This is a genomic window from Mesorhizobium sp. B264B1B (genome assembly GCF_020165765.1).
Lineage (GTDB): Bacteria > Pseudomonadota > Alphaproteobacteria > Rhizobiales > Rhizobiaceae > Mesorhizobium.
Genome location: NZ_JAIUIS010000019.1, coordinates 61,090 through 75,536, shown reverse-complemented (window position 1 = coordinate 75,536; position 14,447 = coordinate 61,090). Strand labels below are relative to the sequence as shown.

Sequence of the window (14,447 nt, the reverse complement as noted above, 5' to 3'; positions counted from 1 at the left end):
AACCCCTGCCCGTTCAGCACGCCCGCTACTGGACGGCCGCGACTTCCGCGCCGGCCGCGTCGACAAAGCTCTTGTCGATCCATTTGCCGTAGTCGATCGAGCCCTTCAAAAGCCCGGCACCGGCCATGAATTTCTCTTCGCCCTTGAGCGCCTCGATCGCATCGTCGGGCAGCCTCGGATCCTGGTGGAAGACGCCGTCGGCATAGGTCTTGCGTACCGATTTCTCCGACGACTTGGTCGCCTCGACGAATGTCTTGATCGTCTCGTCGGGATGGGCATCGGCCCAGCGCGAAATCTCGATGTCGACCTTCAGCAGCCGCTTGACCAGGTCGGGATATTTCGCCGCGAAGGCACCGTTGACCGAAATAACGTTCGGCACGTTCCATTCCGGATGGGTGCTGGTGTCGAAGAGCACCCGTGCCTCGCCGGTGTCGACCAGCTTGGCCGCGGTCGAATCCGTTTCGACGAGGGCGTCGATGTCGCCGCGCAGCAGTGCCGGGCCGGATGCCTCGAAAGGCAGGTTCAATCCCTCGACATCACCGGTCGTCAGGCCGACGCTGTTCAGCGCCTTGCTGAAATTCGAGTGCCGCACCGTACCGGTGAGATAGGCGACCTTCTTGCCTTTGAGGTCCTGCAGCGTCTTCAGTGGAGAGTCGGATTTGACCACGATATACGAGCCGCCCGACCGCACATAGCTCGACAGGCCAATCAGCTTGACATCGGCGCCGGAGGCGGCGACGCGCAACGCGGGATTGTTGCCGGTATAGGTGAATTCGATGGCGCCTGTCGCAAGCGCCGTCGTCGCCTCGGAGCCGCCATTGAAGGTGACAAGTTCGACCTTGATGCCGTCCTTGGCGAACTCCTTTTCCCACCAGCCGTCCTTCTGTGCGAGGACGAATTTGAGGTGCCCCGGCGCGGTGCTGCCGATGCGGATGAATTCGGGCTTGTCCTGCGCGAAGGCGGGCATGCCGCCAAGGCCGATGACGACGGCAATGGCGCCCTTCAGGAACAGCCGGCGAAATCCGTCGAATGCAATGTTGGACATGAGGAAAATCCTTGCTGATTGGAATGAGTGAACGGCTCAGATGAGCGAGGACTCGGACTGGCCTTTCCAGGCGGTCGCCCAGCGCTCGAACCAGACGAGCAAATAGTTGACGGTGAGCCCGATGACGGTCAGCGTCAGGATGCCGGCATACATGTCCGCCGTTTCCATCATCAACTGCGAGTTCTGAATAAGGAAACCGAGGCCGGATTTGGCCGCCAGCATCTCGGCGCCGATCACCGCGAACAGCGACGACTTCACCGCCAGCCTTGCGCCGGCGACAACAGAGGGGATGCTGGCCGGCAGGATAACCTTCCGGAACAGGTCGAAGTCGGACGTACCCATCGAGCGCGCCGCCTTGATCAGCAGCGGATCGACCGACTTGACGCCGCTGATCGTGTTGACCAGCAGAAAGAAGACCGAGGAGTAGAAGGTGATCGCCACCTTCGATTCCTCGCCGATGCCGAGCAAAAGGATGAACACCGGAAGCAGCGCGAATTGCGAGGTGTTGCGCAGCGTCTGCACAAGCAGGTCAGAGACCTTCTCGAACAGCGAGTAGCGCCCCATCAGCAGGCCGAGCGGAATGGCCACCACCACGCCGAAAGCGAAGCCGATCGCAGCGCGCTGCAGGCTGATGCCGATATGTTCGACCAGAACGCCCGAGGCGAGCAGGTTCCACCAAGCGACCAGCACCTCGCTCAGCGGCGGAAAGAAGATGCGGTTCAGCCAGCCGAGCCGTGGCGCGATTTCCCACACGAGAAAGAACAGGCCGAGCAGCGGCAAGCCGTAAAGGAAAGTCCCGTGGCTCGTCCCTTTGCGCCGGACCTTGGCACTGTGGGCGGTGATGGCCGGGACTCTTGCGGCGGCCGCCGTCTCGCCGGCGCCGGCAAACAGATGAAGAGCGCCGGCAGGGCCGAACTTTTCGGTAAGATAAGCCATGGCTCTACCTCCTCAATGACTGAAGGCTGGCGACAGCGTCCAGTCCTTTTGCGCCTTGTTGACCTCATCGCGCAGCGCGTCCCAGACGCGGCCGCGATATCCGTTGAATCCGGCGCTGGCGCGGATGTCCCCGTCGCGCGGCCGTGGCAGGTCGATGTCTATGATCTCCTTCACCGCGCCCGGCCGCGCCGTCATCACCACCACGCGGTCAGCGAGGAAGATTGCCTCGTCGATCGAATGGGTAACGAAGATCACTGTTGTCTTGATCTTGCCCCAGATCCGCAGCAACTCGCCCTGCAGGAGCTCGCGCGTCTGCTGGTCGAGTGCGGCGAAGGGTTCATCCATCAAAAGCACTTCCGGGTTGCTCGCCAAGGCGCGGGCGATCGCCACGCGCTGCTGCATGCCCCCGGAGAGCTGGTTGGGGAAACGGTCCTCGAAACCGGCAAGACCGAACAACGACAACAAATGGCGCGCCGTCACCGTGCGCTCGGCCTTGGCGACGCCACGCACCTCCAGCGCGTATTCGATGTTGGCCAGCGCCGTGCGCCAGGGAAACAGCGCATATTGTTGGAAGACATAGCCGGTCTTGGGATCCGGCCTGGTGATGCGCCGGCCGTCGAGCTGGACATCGCCGCCGCTCGCCTGCGTCAGCCCGCCGATGATGTCGAGCAGCACAGATTTGCCCGAGCCGCTCGGGCCGACCAAAGTGATGAACTCGCCTTTGCGGATCGAAAGATCGACGCCGTCGAGCACGGTGACGCGGTCGGTCTCCTCGCCGTCGACGGTGACGAACTGCCCCGGCTTGAGCAGAAAGGTCTTCTTGATATCGCTGACGACGATGCGGTCCATGTCCTGTCGCTTCCTATTGCGCCACGCGGATGCGGTGCGTCGGGTCGAATTCAGAGCCGCCGGCCTTGCCGCGCTTCCAGCCGAGCGCGCGGGCGTAGCCGCCGAACAGTTGACGTGCCTCGACCTGCGCTTCCGTGATGCCGGTCGGCCCCTCGGCGAACTCGGCCACGTAAAGCGCGTCGGTCGGGCAGTAGATTTCACAGAGAAAGCAGGTCTGGCAGTCGTCCTGACGGGCGATCACAGGCGCGCCGTCCTTGGTAGCGTCGAACACATTGGTCGGGCACACCTTGACGCAGATGTCGCATTCGACGCAGCGCGCGGCCGAGACGATCTCGATCATGACGCCAGCTCCGCCAGGCGCTCCGGCGCCCCGGCAATGCGGAAGTCGTCGACGCCGGTGATGACCAGCCGATGCGCGAGGGCCGGGTTCTTGCCCTGCAGATCGGTGCGCCGATGCATGCCGCGGCTTTCTGTCCGATGCAGCGCGGCCGCCACCGACCAGCGCCCCGCGGCGGCGATCGACGCCGCCTCGCGCGCGCGGACCCGGTCCACCCCTTCGCCCCGCAGATGGTCGCGCACGTCGCGCCAGACACTCTCCAGCCGCCCCCGGCTTTTCTCCAAGCTCTCGCCGTTGCGGAAGAAATTTTTGTCGAGCGGCGTCACCTCGTTGCGCACCGCCTCGATGACCTCGCCTGCAGCGATGTCGGCACGCGGCGAGGCCGCCGGGCGCAGGCCGGCCTGACCGAGTGGTTCGACGGTGTCGCGGAACGCCCTGCCGCCGCGACGCTTCGAATGGGTCGAGGCGCCCTTGCCCGCCCACCAGCCGCTGGCCAGCGCCCAGGAGGAATTGACGGCGCCGCCGCCCGATACCGCTCCGGTCATGATCTCGCGGCTGGCGGCGTCGCCTGCGACATAGAGGCCGGGCACGCCGGTGGCGCAGTCGTCGGAGACGATGTCGATGCCGCCGGTACCGCGTACCGTGCCTTCGGCGCGCAGGGTGATGCGGAACAGCTCGGTGAATGGATCGACACCGGCGCGGTCATAAGGCACGAAGCAGTTCGGCTGCCCTTGGCGCAACCAGCCTTGCAGCGCCGGCTCCGCCTGATCGAGCCGCGCATAGACCGGTCCCCCGATCAATGCGCGCGCCACCTCGTCCTCGCGGTCGCCGATGCCGTTGCGCAGCGGCTCACCGGCAGGGCCCAGGATCGGCGATCCATCCTCGCGATGGAATGAGGCCCAGCGGAACGGCAGCCCCTTGTTCAGCGAAGACCCAAAGGGCGCCAACGTGTATTTGCCGGTAAACTCCATGCCCGACAGGCTGGCACCGGCCTCCGCCGCCATCAGATAGCCGTCGCCGGTCAGTCCAGTCCCGCCGAGGATGCGCTCACGGAAAGCGCAGCCGCCGGTCGCCAGCACCACTGCGTTGGCGTCGACGCGCCAGTCCTGGCCGGCCTGCCGGCCGATACCGGCCGCGCCTACGACGGCATCGCCATCCGACAGGAGTTCCAGCGCCGGATGATGGTCGAGCACGGTAACGCCAGCCAGAAGCACACGGCGGCGCATGAAGCGCATGTAGTCGGGCCCGCGCAGATTGGCGATGTAGAGCCGGCCGTCATCCTCGCTCGGGAACGGATAGCCCCACTCGGAAAGCCTGAGCAGGTTGCGATAGGCCGTGTCGACGCAGCGCAGCATCCAGCGCTGGTCCGCAAGCTCGCCGGTGCGCTGCCAGCGTCGCTCGACCACCGCATGCCTGTTGTCGCCCGGCGGTACGCACCAGGTACCCGTATTGGACGGCGCGGTGGCGCCGCTGGTGCCGAGATAGCCCTTGTCGGCCAGCACCACCTGCGCGCCGCTTTCGGCAGCGGCGACCGCCGCCCAGGCTGCGGACGGGCCTCCGCCCAGCACGAGCACGTCGGTCTGGAGTTGCAGCCTGTCGGACGCGGATCTTTGAGGCATGGACATGGATGCTCTGCGAAGGAGTGCGAGGCGCTAAGCAGCGCGCGCAGCGCCCGAGAACCACGCCGGCTCATTGCCGGCGCTCCATTTGATGTTGCAGCCGATCGACGGCACCTGGCCGGCGGCGGGCCTGCCGCCCTCCAGCACCGCGTCGACCGCCGCGCGCAGGTCGTTACCCGTCACCGCCTTGCCATTGCCCGGCCGCGCATCGTCGAACTGGCCATGATAGGCAAGCCGCCGGTCGGCGCCGAACAGGAAGAAGTCGGGTGTACAGGCCGCGCCATAGGCTTTCGCCGTCTGCTGCGAGGCATCCTTGAGATAGGGGAAGGAATAGCCGAATTTCTCCACTTCCTCGCCGATGCGGGCCAGCGTCTCTTCGGGATGCGCCTCATGGTCGTTGGCATTGATGGCCACCACTTGCAGCCCCTTGCCCGCATATTCCCTGGCAAAAGCGGCAAGCTGCTCGCGGATCAGCACGACGAAAGGGCAGCGGTTGGAGATGAAGGCGACGAGCAAGGCAGGCTTTGCATCGAAATCGCCGAGCCGGTGCAGCACGCCTTGTGCGTCGGGCAGCAGGAAATCGGCCGCTTTGGTGCCAAGCTCGATCGAGTTGGATTCTGTCTTCGGCATCGATGCGCTCCCTTCTTGCTGCCGCTCAGATGGACCATGCCGTGCAGCGCCGGACGAAGTTAGTCTATGAATTTAGTAGAATTATAGGCTAGACAACCCGCCTCCGGTCAACCGCGCCGCTTGGAATATCGTGCCAATGTTTCGGGCCGGGCGAAAAGTTTGTTCGAACGGAAGGCCGTTTTGAAAGAAATGAGATTTGGCGGGGAGCGAAGCGCCAACTGCCTTCGTCGTCCGCGTCGAGCTTGGTCAGGAAACGGTTTCCTTGCGGACAATTGCCCTGTCATCCCCGCCGACGCGTATCGCGATCCGCTCGCCGGAAACAATGCCGTCAATCTCGCAGACCACCAGCGGCATGCTGATCCCGTAGAGAAATTCCGCGACGATGGCGCCCACTGCCAGGATCGGGTCAGGCCGTTCCAGGAGGATGCCGGCCGGCGCCGTGCCCCTGCGGATTGCCTCGGCCAGCACCGAGGATGAGGACGAGGAGCCGCGCCCGCTCGGCATGATCAGGATTTTCCCGGCGACGTTCTGGCCGAGGCCAGGATGCGAGTGATCCATTATGTCGCCTGTCGTGGCATCAACGCCGCCCCAGAAGCTCAGCGGTTTCGAGAATACCAACGCCCGGCCCTCGGCACTCCCGGCCAGTTGGAAGGTGCCGGATCGCTGGACGACGCCCGGTTCCACCGGCGCGGTCATGACGCGCCCCGCACGACATGCCCCACCGCGGCGGAGCGGATGCAATCCGCCATATCCGCAAACGCAACCGTCACGCCGATATTGCCCGGAGCGTAATGCGCCCATTTGCCGGAATTGGTCATCACCACGCCGTCGAGCCGTTCCAGAATCGCAGTGACATAGGTGCAGGTGTCGGCGACGGGGATCAGGCCGAACGCCTGTGTGCCATCAAGCGCGCCCTCCTCCTGCAATCGCGTCAGCGTCGCGCGACCGGTGTTGACATAGATCGGGATGCCCCTGCCCGGCGCGATGGCACGCAGCAAGGGCAGCAGGCGCATCCATTCCGCATGCGAGAAATGCGGAGTGCCCAGCGACACGGCCGCCAGCGGCGCCCCGTCGGGTACGCGCGACAGCCTGGCCAGTGCATGATCGATATCGGCGCGCGTGATGCGGATCGTCTCTTCCGGCGCTTGACCATGGAACGCCTCGTCGAGCGTTCCCGCTTCCGGCGTGATGCCGACCGCATGGAACAGCGCCACGGCGCCGGTAGTCGCTGCTGCCGCGCCCAGCGCCTTCAGCTGGTCTTCGTCGCGCGGCCGTGGCAGACCTGTGACAACCGGAACGCGATCGCCGCTGGCTTGCCCGATGATCAGTCCGACGCCGACGAACAGGGCGTCGCTCGGCTCTGGCTCAGCAAAGTTCAGCTCGAACAGGATGCGGCCGCGCCGGTTCTCGCTCAGATGCAGGCCCCAGGCCGGCGCGCGGCCCGTCATGGCGCAGCACAGGTCGATGAAATCGCCATAGCGGTTGGTGCGCGCGCCGATCACCGAATTTGCAAACACGATGGCATTGGATTCGCCCCAGGCGATCTGCTGCCCGAAACCTGGCCGGAACCGCGTCTGGTAGGGCGCGCAGGTGAAGGTCGCCTGGCAGCCGAGCTCGATATGCGCCTTCATCAGCCGCCGCGCCGGCGCTTCCTCCGCCGCCGGCATCTTCACCATGCCGGGATGGATGAGATCGAATGAGCCGACATTGAGCGTCGTCGGCACCTGCACGCGGCCGCCGCCCTCGACCAGCCGTTCGACGAAATCGAGCCCTGCCGTGCCATGGTAGAGGCAGCCATCGATATGGGCGCCGGCAATGTCGAGGAGGCTGTCCGCTCCGACGGCTTTGGAGAAGGCGACGAGGATCTTCATGGCCGCGGCCGCCGACGGCCCTTGCTCGCCGTCGAGCATGGATTGGTCCTCGGCAGTCAATTCCAACGTCATTGCCGCTCTGGCCCCTACTCGATCTTATGGCGCGAAGGAACGCCAGCAGTTCAGTGAACTACCCCGCAGGGATCAACACCGTGCTCTGCGGCGACCAGCGTAGTACGACATGCTGACCTTCCGCCAGCCTGTCAGCGCCGGTGTTCTGGACGATGACCTTCAGCGTCTGGCCGGCACGCTCGACAAAGTAGGTGCTGTTGTTGCCGGCGAAGATGCGTTTGGAAACCTGGCCCTTCAGTATGTTGGCATCGCCCTCCGAAGTTCCGGCATCAAGGGCAATCCGAATACGCTCCGGACGCACGGCGCAGCTTGCCTTTGCGCCGGCGGCAAGCCTGGCGCCGGCCCCGGCGGCGATCGTCGTGCCGTCCGCTAAGCGGATGCCGTTGCCGGTGGTATCGCCGCGAAAGATGTTGGCATCCCCGAGGAAGATGGCGGCGAATTCGCTTTTCGGCCTGTCGTAGATCTCCTCCGGCGGCCCTTCCTGCACCAGCCGGCCATCGCGCAAGATACCGATGCGGTCGCTCATCGTCAGCGCCTCTTCCTGGTCGTGGGTGACGAAAATGGTTGTGATGCCGATCTCGCGCTGGATGCGCTTGAGCTCGATTTGCATGTCGACGCGCAGCGCCTTGTCGAGGGCGCCGAGCGGCTCGTCGAGCAAAAGCACGCGTGGCTTGGTGACGATGGCGCGCGCCAGCGCGACCCGCTGGCGCTGGCCGCCGGAGAGCTGATGCGGCTTGCGACCGCCGAGCGAGCCGAGCTGAACGAGGTCGAGCGCGCGTTGCACCTCGGTGGCAATCGCCGCCTTGGCCTCGCCGCGCACCGACAGGCCGAAGGCGACATTGTCGGCGACGCTCATATTGGGGAACAGCGCGTAGTTCTGGAACACCATGCCGATGCGCCGCTTCTCGACCGGTACCCGCTCGACGCTCTCGCCGCCGATGGCGATGCGGCCGCTGTCGGGAAAATCGAAGCCGGCGATTTGCCTGAGCAGCGTGGTCTTGCCGCTGCCTGATGGCCCAAGCAGCGCGTAGAAGCCGCCATCGACGAAATCGATCGAGACGTCGTCCAACGCCTTGTGCGCGCCGAAGCTGCGCGAGACGTTTGATACCTGGACGCCCGCCATTATTTCTCTCCGCCGAATTTGAAGAAGCGCGCTGTGAGCAGCATCAGCGCCATCGACACCACGATGATGATGGTGGAGACCGCGTTGATCTCGGGCGTGAAACCCTTGCGGATCGCGGCGTAGATCTCGACCGGCAGCGTCGTCTGCCCCGGCGTCGCCAGGAAGTAGGACACCACGAACTGGTCGAACGACACGGCGAACGCAAACAAGCCGCCCGCGATCACACCCGGCATGATCCACGGCAGCGTAACCCGGTTCGTCACCTGCCACTGATTCGCCCCGAGCGAGCGTGCCGCCTCTTCCAGCTCCGGCGCGAAGGTTTGCAGCCGGGCCGAGACGACGACGATGACATAGGGCAGCGCCAGCGCGACATGGCCGAGCAGGATGGCGAACAGGCCGCGTCCAATGCCGATGCCGAAGAAGAAGATCAGCATCGCCGTGCCGGTGATCAGCCAGGGAATGGCGATCGGTGGGAACAACAGCGCCTGCAGGAATTTCTTGCCGCGGAATTCATTGCGGTAGAGCGCCAGGGACGCCGCCGAGCCGAGCACGGTCGAGATGACCGTGGTGATGACGGCGATCTCGATGCTGTTCCAGGTGGCGGCGATGAGCTGGTCGTTCTGCCACAGCGAGGCGTACCATTCCGTCGTCCACTCGAATGGCAGCTGGTAGAATGGCGAGACGTTGAACGACATCAGCGCCATGATAATGATGGGCAAATACAGGAAGGCGAGCAGCACCGCGATATAGAGGCGGCCGAGCCACTCCAGGATACGCGTCGTCGCCATCACGCCACCCTCCGCAGCACCGGTGCGGCCAGCGCCAGAATGATCAGCACGACGGCCAGCAGAATGAAGGAGAGTGCGGCCCCCAGCGGCCAGTTGAACACGGCGACGAACTGGTCCTCGATCACCGTGCCGTAAAAGGTGCCGCTGCGGCCGCCGAGGATCCGCGGCTCCATGAAGGAGCCGACGACGGGCACGAATATGAGGGCCGCGCCCGCCACCAGGCCCGGCATCGATAGCGGGACAATGACCCGCTTCAGCACCTGCAGCCGCGAGGCGCCGAGCGAGCGTCCGGCCTCGAGCAATGAATCGTCGATCGCCTGCAAAGTGAGATAGCAGGTCAGCACCATGTAGGGCACATAGGAGTGCACCAGTCCGATGATGATCGCCGGATAGGAATACATGAGGTCGATGTTGATCTTGAACGGCAGCACAGCGTTGAGCGCGGTGTCGAGAATGCCGCCTTCGCGCAAAACCATCGCCCAGGAGAAGATGCGCACCAGCCCGTTCGACCAGAACGGCAGGATGACGAGCAGGAAGATCGCCTCGCGGCTGCGCCCCTTCAGCACCTTGGCCAGTACATAAGCCGCGGGATAGCCGATGACGATGCACCACAAGGTCACCTCGAGGCCGAGGCGCAGCGAGGCAAGCAGCAGTGTCAGGTACAGGCTTTGCGAGAAGAAGGCGGCGTAGTTGCCAAGCGTGAACGCCCACGGCTTTCCCGTCAGCGGCAGGTCGGTCATGAACGAGAAGAACACCATGGCCGACAACGGCAGGAAGATCGCCACCGTCAGCCAGAGATAGGCGGGCGCCAGCAGCGGCAGTGCCGACCTCAGCCCGCCGCGCACTGCGACCGCACCCTCTGCTGCCATGCTATCCTCCTCCCCGGATTGGAAGGACCAACCGGCGCGAACGCCGGCTGGCCCTGGCGCGGGTTTTACTTCACGTCGACCTTGAGCTGCTGCCAGAGCGCCAGATAGGCCTTGCGCTGCGCATCGGTGATCGGAGCCTGGAACTGGATGCGCTTGGCGACTGTGGGATCACCCATCACCTTGCGGTTGAACGAATCCTCGGGCAACGCTTCCACCGCCTTGGTGTTGGCCGACACCGGTGCACCGACCTTGGTGACCCATTCGACATAGAATTTCGGATCGATCATGTAATTGATGAAGGCTTCGGCGCCCGCGACATTCTTGGAGCCAACCGGGATGGAGAAGGCGTCCAGCCAGGCGACGGCGCCTTCCTGCGGGATCACGAGCGAGACCGGCAGCTTGAAATGCGTCTTGGCGCGGTCGGCCGAACCGCTCCAATAGGTGCCGATGTCGATCTGGTTGGAAGCCACCATCTGGTTCCAGTCGTTCTCCGAGCTCCAGAAGGTCTTGATCTGCGGCATTAGCGAGGTGAGCTTCGTCTTGACCGCGTCCATATCCTTGATGTCGTTGATGTTCTGGCCCGTCGCGATGGCGCCGAACTGCACCGCCTCGACGGCGTCGTCGCGGATGACGACGCGGCCCTTGTGGGCGGGGTTCCACATTTCGGCGATCGACGTCGGCGGCTTGTCGAAGGACTTTTCGTTGATGGCAAGGGCGGTCAGGCCCCACACCCACGGCACGCCATAGACCTTGCCGTCATGGTCGAGCATCGGCGAGCTCGCCTTGTCCTTGCTGATGTCGGCATAGTTGGGCAGCTTGGAGGTGTCGATCGGCTGGATCAGCTTTTCAGCCATTGCCTGGTCGTTGAAGGCGGCGTTGATCATGACGACGTCATAGAGACCAGGATTGGTGCGGATCTTGGTCAGCATTTCCTGTTCGGAATTGAAGAAGTCGTTGACCACCTTATGGCCGGTCGCCTTCTCGAAGGCGGCGATCGCCCATGGCTCGTCGGCGCCGTAGCCCTTCCAGTTGAGCACATGCACTTCATCGGCCTTGGCGGCAAAGGTAAGTGCGGAGGTGAAGACGGCCGTCGCCGTCAAAAGAGCAGTCAGGTCAGGCATGCGCATGTTCGTTCCTCTCTTTGTTTGCCCGCTTCCCGGGCTTTGTCAGGCTGTCTGATGGGCCTTCCGGTCCTGGCCTCGCGCGCCGGTCGAGGGACCGTCGGCACGACTCAGGAAAGTCTGGATTTCCGCGTCGGCGGGCGCGGATGAACCGCCATGGCGGGTGACCGAAATGGCCGCCGCCGCATTGGCGTAGCGCGCCGCCTCGAAAGGCGGCATGCCACGCGCGAGCGCACTTACGAAGGCGCCAATATGAGTGTCGCCGGCGCCGTTGGTGTCGACCGCCACCACCTTGAAACCGGGAATGGTTCGGGCGGAGCCGCCCGCCAGTCGGATATGGCAGCCCTTGGCGCCGCAGCGGATGACGACGCCGTCGGCGTTGGGACAATGATCGGCAAGCAATCGCGCCGCAAGGGCGTCGGCATCGCCCGGGCCGGCAATGTCGGTGGCTTCCGTCGCGTTGCAGCTCAGCCATGTCGTGCGGGCGAGCACCCGCGACAGGGTGGCGCGCGAAATGTCCGAAACGACCGGCGTCGGGTCGAGGACAAATGGAATGTCCGCCGGCAGCGTCTCGATCCAGTCGGTGAGCGCCTCGCGGCTGCCGGGATAGCTCAGCGTGTAGCCTGACGTGAACACCCAATCCTCGGGTGCCACCAGAACCGGCGCCATCAGATCGAGGCTGAGCACGCTCTCCGCCCCCGGCCACGACACGAAAGTGCGTTCGGCATCGCTGGAGATCATGGCGACGCAATTGCCGCTGTCCATCAGTGGCGATGGCTGGATCAGCGTCTCGATGCCTTCGGCACTGAAGGCGGCGCGCAGGAAGTCGCCATTGGGTCCGCTGCCGAGCTGGCCTGCGAATACCACCTTCATGCCGGTGCGGATTGCCGCGACCATCATGTTGAAACCGCCGCCGGCGACCTGGGCGTAGCTCGAAGCCGTCTTCTCCGTGCCCGGCGCCGGCAAGGCATCGATACGGTAGACATAGTCGACCACCGCGCTGCCGATATGGACGAGACGCGCGCTCATGCCGCCGCGTCCTTGCCGGGGCCGGCCTGCTCCAGGCGACTGTTCGAAGTCCGCGCCGCGACGAGATCGGCGGCGAGCGCACGAACGCCCGCCATGTCAAAGCCTTTGAGGCGGGCGATGCGGTCCTGCGGCAATCGTGAAAGGCCGGTGCAGGCGCCGGCCATGCCTGCGGCGATGGCGCCGATCGTGTCGGTGTCGCCGCCGAGATTGGCGCTGATGACCGCCGCTTGCCAAGCATCGCCGCCGGCGACCTCCAGCACAGCAAAAGCGGCCGGAACGGACTCCTGGCTGGCAACGCCGGTGCCGACCAGATCGGTGATCAGCCGGACCGCATCTTGCGGCGCCTTGCCGCGGATCAGATCCTGCGCCCAGGCGACGCGCGCGGCGATGTCGCCGCCGGTCACCCAGTGGCCGTGTGTCGCCCCCCGCCTCGCCGCCGCGACGGCGCTGTCGGACGCGGCGCGCCAGTCGCCGCCGGCGATGCCGCGGCTGACGGCGGCCGCGACCGCCGCGGCGGAGGCAATGGCGATCGAGGTGTTGTGTGTCGCCCGGCAGGTTTCGGCCACCTTGTCGACGAGCGCATCCAGCGGCTCCGGCTGCATCATGATGCCGAGCGGCGCGATGCGCATGGCCGCGCCGTTGGTGTCGCCGCCGCGCCCAGCCTCCTCGGCCGGCACGCCCTTGTTGATGGCGTCGATGGCACGCTTGGTCGACGGTCCCAACAGATCGTAGCTGCCGCGCGCCTTGACCTCGCGCTCCCAGTCGAGCAGCGCGTTGACCCAGCGCGCATGCTCAAAGCGGCCGCCTGAGGCAACCAGGATGCGGCCGAGCAGCAGCGCCTGCTCGGTATCGTCGGTGATAGTCCCGGCCGGCAGCCCTTTCGACACCGGATGATCGGCAAAGGGCGCGACGAAATCCTCGACATGGCCGTAGAGTTCGGCGATGCGCTGAGGCGACAGAAGCTGCGTCGGCATGCCGAGCGCGTCGCCCAGCGCCCCGCCGACGAGCGCACCCATGGCGCGGTCCATCTCAAGCTCGTTCTCCGGCATCGCTCAGAACCTCATATGCAGCGCGAAATGGGCGGGATTGAGCAGGCTGGTGACATATTCGACCGGCCGCTCATCGGCCGCGCGCGTCAGGCGACGGCCACGCAGGAAGGGTGTGCCTTGCGCGCAGCCGAGGATAGCGGCGTCATGGGCGTTCAACATCTCGATGTCGACCCACTCCTCGCCATGGTCGGGTACAAGCCCCGCTTCGCGCAGCGTCTGGTGCAGCGAGCCTTCGCGCAGGCCGCGCAGCGGCACGTCCTCCAGCTCGGGCGACAGCGGCAGGCGGCTGCGTTCGATGGAGATGGCATGGCCGTCGCTGGCATTGGTGCGAACCCGGTCGACGGCGATGAAGAGGGGGCTTTCGATGCCTAACAGCACGGCAAGCTCGGGGTCCTCGATCACCTCCAGTCGCAGCGTCCGGGTATCGGCGTTGGCGCCGGCATTGGCCAGCGCGCGCGACCAGCCGATCGCATCATCGACCGGCTTGCCGTCAAAGGTGACGAAGGAGCCGATACCGACCTTTGTGGTGATCAATCCGCGGCTGGAAAGTTCCTCCAAGCCTTTGCGCACCGTGTTGCGGCTGACGGAGAAACGCTGCACGAGTTCGTTTTCGCTTTGCAGACGGTCGCCGAAACCCAGCACGCCGGAGCGGATCTCGTGTTCCAGAACGGTGGCGATCTGCTCGGGCTTGCCCGTGCCGGGAGACAGTTTGATCGCGCTCCGCTTCATATTCGTACCTGTATAGTGAACCTGTCTAGTCCTGTTTAATCTCTCCTCGTATAGCGGACTTGTCAATGGGACGGGTCATGTACCCCGATGCACTGCTTTCGACGATCCGCCGGCCGCAGGCGGCAACGAAGAAGGAATTTCCCCAGTGCTGGACGCGTCGCACCGTGTCGCGATCCTGCTGCGGTGACCCTACCGGCAGAAGAACGAAAGCCCGCTCCGGGAACCGGGGCGGGCCTTGGAGGAGGACAAGGGGTGGGACCTCTCCTCTTGCTTTCCACGGGGGGTGTGGACCGAAATCACCTTACGGGAGTTTCGCCAGAGGCCCGATCACAAGCCTGTTTGCCCGCATCACGATCCGGTGCGCACCGGCATCGACATTG

General features: G+C 65.0%; 15 protein-coding genes. All 15 read right to left on the bottom strand.

Going from position 1 to position 14,447, the window contains the following annotated elements; genetic code table 11:
- Positions 1-25: 25 nt before the first annotated feature.
- The 15 genes from LB547_RS28635 to LB547_RS28565 all read right to left on the bottom strand — a co-directional run bounded on the left by LB547_RS28635 (position 26) and on the right by LB547_RS28565 (position 14,067).
- Complete coding sequence (locus LB547_RS28635) at positions 26-1,045, bottom strand: aliphatic sulfonate ABC transporter substrate-binding protein (RefSeq protein WP_140521552.1); 1,020 nt, start codon at positions 1,043-1,045, stop codon at positions 26-28.
- A 36-nt stretch (positions 1,046-1,081) separates the two neighbouring features.
- Positions 1,082-1,981, bottom strand: a complete 900-nt coding sequence (locus LB547_RS28630; protein ID WP_140561053.1) for an ABC transporter permease — start codon at positions 1,979-1,981, stop codon at positions 1,082-1,084.
- Positions 1,982-1,993: 12 nt separating this feature from the next.
- Entirely contained in the window at positions 1,994-2,830 is an 837-nt protein-coding gene (locus LB547_RS28625) for an ABC transporter ATP-binding protein (protein WP_140499899.1), read from the bottom strand.
- Positions 2,831-2,843: 13 nt separating this feature from the next.
- Positions 2,844-3,170 (bottom strand): ferredoxin family protein, encoded by a 327-nt coding sequence (locus LB547_RS28620; protein WP_140499901.1) that lies wholly within the window; start codon positions 3,168-3,170, stop codon positions 2,844-2,846.
- On the bottom strand, positions 3,167-4,792 hold the full coding sequence (locus LB547_RS28615) for an FAD-binding protein (RefSeq protein WP_140657752.1): 1,626 nt from the start codon (positions 4,790-4,792) through the stop codon (positions 3,167-3,169). Before LB547_RS28615 ends, LB547_RS28620 begins: the two co-directional genes overlap by 4 nt.
- Positions 4,793-4,819: 27 nt before the next feature.
- On the bottom strand, positions 4,820-5,416 hold the full coding sequence (locus tag LB547_RS28610; protein ID WP_140515885.1) for a thioredoxin family protein: 597 nt from the start codon (positions 5,414-5,416) through the stop codon (positions 4,820-4,822).
- 246 nt (positions 5,417-5,662) lie between these two features.
- The gene (locus tag LB547_RS28605) at positions 5,663-6,112 is read right to left on the bottom strand and encodes an aconitase X swivel domain-containing protein (RefSeq protein ID WP_140557923.1); all 450 of its coding nucleotides are present in this window, start codon (positions 6,110-6,112) and stop codon (positions 5,663-5,665) included.
- Positions 6,109-7,359, bottom strand: coding sequence for an aconitase X (locus LB547_RS28600; RefSeq protein WP_140630765.1), 1,251 nt, complete (start codon positions 7,357-7,359; stop codon positions 6,109-6,111). Before LB547_RS28600 ends, LB547_RS28605 begins: the two co-directional genes overlap by 4 nt.
- Positions 7,360-7,417: 58 nt before the next feature.
- Positions 7,418-8,482, bottom strand: coding sequence for an ABC transporter ATP-binding protein (locus LB547_RS28595; protein WP_140515891.1), 1,065 nt, complete (start codon positions 8,480-8,482; stop codon positions 7,418-7,420).
- Positions 8,482-9,270 carry an ABC transporter permease gene (locus tag LB547_RS28590; protein ID WP_140499911.1) on the bottom strand — a complete coding sequence of 263 codons (789 nt, stop codon included), beginning with the start codon at positions 9,268-9,270 and terminating at the stop codon, positions 8,482-8,484. Before LB547_RS28590 ends, LB547_RS28595 begins: the two co-directional genes overlap by 1 nt.
- On the bottom strand, positions 9,270-10,139 hold the full coding sequence (locus LB547_RS28585; protein ID WP_140515893.1) for an ABC transporter permease: 870 nt from the start codon (positions 10,137-10,139) through the stop codon (positions 9,270-9,272). Before LB547_RS28585 ends, LB547_RS28590 begins: the two co-directional genes overlap by 1 nt.
- Before the next feature lie 65 nt (positions 10,140-10,204).
- A complete protein-coding gene (locus LB547_RS28580; protein WP_140623050.1) occupies positions 10,205-11,266 on the bottom strand; it encodes an ABC transporter substrate-binding protein in 1,062 nt (353 codons plus the stop codon).
- A gap of 39 nt (positions 11,267-11,305) precedes the next feature.
- Complete coding sequence (locus LB547_RS28575; RefSeq protein ID WP_140759863.1) at positions 11,306-12,289, bottom strand: PfkB family carbohydrate kinase; 984 nt, start codon at positions 12,287-12,289, stop codon at positions 11,306-11,308.
- Positions 12,286-13,338, bottom strand: a complete 1,053-nt coding sequence (locus LB547_RS28570; RefSeq protein ID WP_140759860.1) for an ADP-ribosylglycohydrolase family protein — start codon at positions 13,336-13,338, stop codon at positions 12,286-12,288. Before LB547_RS28570 ends, LB547_RS28575 begins: the two co-directional genes overlap by 4 nt.
- 3 nt (positions 13,339-13,341) lie before the next feature.
- Positions 13,342-14,067 (bottom strand): GntR family transcriptional regulator, encoded by a 726-nt coding sequence (locus LB547_RS28565; RefSeq protein ID WP_140561063.1) that lies wholly within the window; start codon positions 14,065-14,067, stop codon positions 13,342-13,344.
- Positions 14,068-14,447 lie beyond the last annotated feature (380 nt).

Excerpts from the sequence above, each read along its gene's own strand:
- LB547_RS28600 (WP_140630765.1), bottom strand. The coding sequence starts at position 7,359 with ATGACGTTGGAATTGACTGCCGAGGACCAATCCATGCTCGACGGCGAG.
- LB547_RS28610 (WP_140515885.1), bottom strand. The coding sequence starts at position 5,416 with ATGCCGAAGACAGAATCCAACTCGATCGAGCTTGGCACCAAAGCGGCC.
- LB547_RS28615 (WP_140657752.1), bottom strand. The coding sequence starts at position 4,792 with ATGTCCATGCCTCAAAGATCCGCGTCCGACAGGCTGCAACTCCAGACC.
- LB547_RS28575 (WP_140759863.1), bottom strand. The coding sequence starts at position 12,289 with ATGAGCGCGCGTCTCGTCCATATCGGCAGCGCGGTGGTCGACTATGTC.
- LB547_RS28580 (WP_140623050.1), bottom strand. The coding sequence starts at position 11,266 with ATGCGCATGCCTGACCTGACTGCTCTTTTGACGGCGACGGCCGTCTTC.
- LB547_RS28585 (WP_140515893.1), bottom strand. The coding sequence starts at position 10,139 with ATGGCAGCAGAGGGTGCGGTCGCAGTGCGCGGCGGGCTGAGGTCGGCA.
- LB547_RS28595 (WP_140515891.1), bottom strand. The coding sequence starts at position 8,482 with ATGGCGGGCGTCCAGGTATCAAACGTCTCGCGCAGCTTCGGCGCGCAC.
- LB547_RS28570 (WP_140759860.1), bottom strand. The coding sequence starts at position 13,338 with ATGCCGGAGAACGAGCTTGAGATGGACCGCGCCATGGGTGCGCTCGTC.
- LB547_RS28620 (WP_140499901.1), bottom strand. The coding sequence starts at position 3,170 with ATGATCGAGATCGTCTCGGCCGCGCGCTGCGTCGAATGCGACATCTGC.
- LB547_RS28565 (WP_140561063.1), bottom strand. The coding sequence starts at position 14,067 with ATGAAGCGGAGCGCGATCAAACTGTCTCCCGGCACGGGCAAGCCCGAG.
- LB547_RS28630 (WP_140561053.1), bottom strand. The coding sequence starts at position 1,981 with ATGGCTTATCTTACCGAAAAGTTCGGCCCTGCCGGCGCTCTTCATCTG.
- LB547_RS28590 (WP_140499911.1), bottom strand. The coding sequence starts at position 9,270 with ATGGCGACGACGCGTATCCTGGAGTGGCTCGGCCGCCTCTATATCGCG.
- LB547_RS28625 (WP_140499899.1), bottom strand. The coding sequence starts at position 2,830 with ATGGACCGCATCGTCGTCAGCGATATCAAGAAGACCTTTCTGCTCAAG.
- LB547_RS28635 (WP_140521552.1), bottom strand. The coding sequence starts at position 1,045 with ATGTCCAACATTGCATTCGACGGATTTCGCCGGCTGTTCCTGAAGGGC.
- LB547_RS28605 (WP_140557923.1), bottom strand. The coding sequence starts at position 6,112 with ATGACCGCGCCGGTGGAACCGGGCGTCGTCCAGCGATCCGGCACCTTC.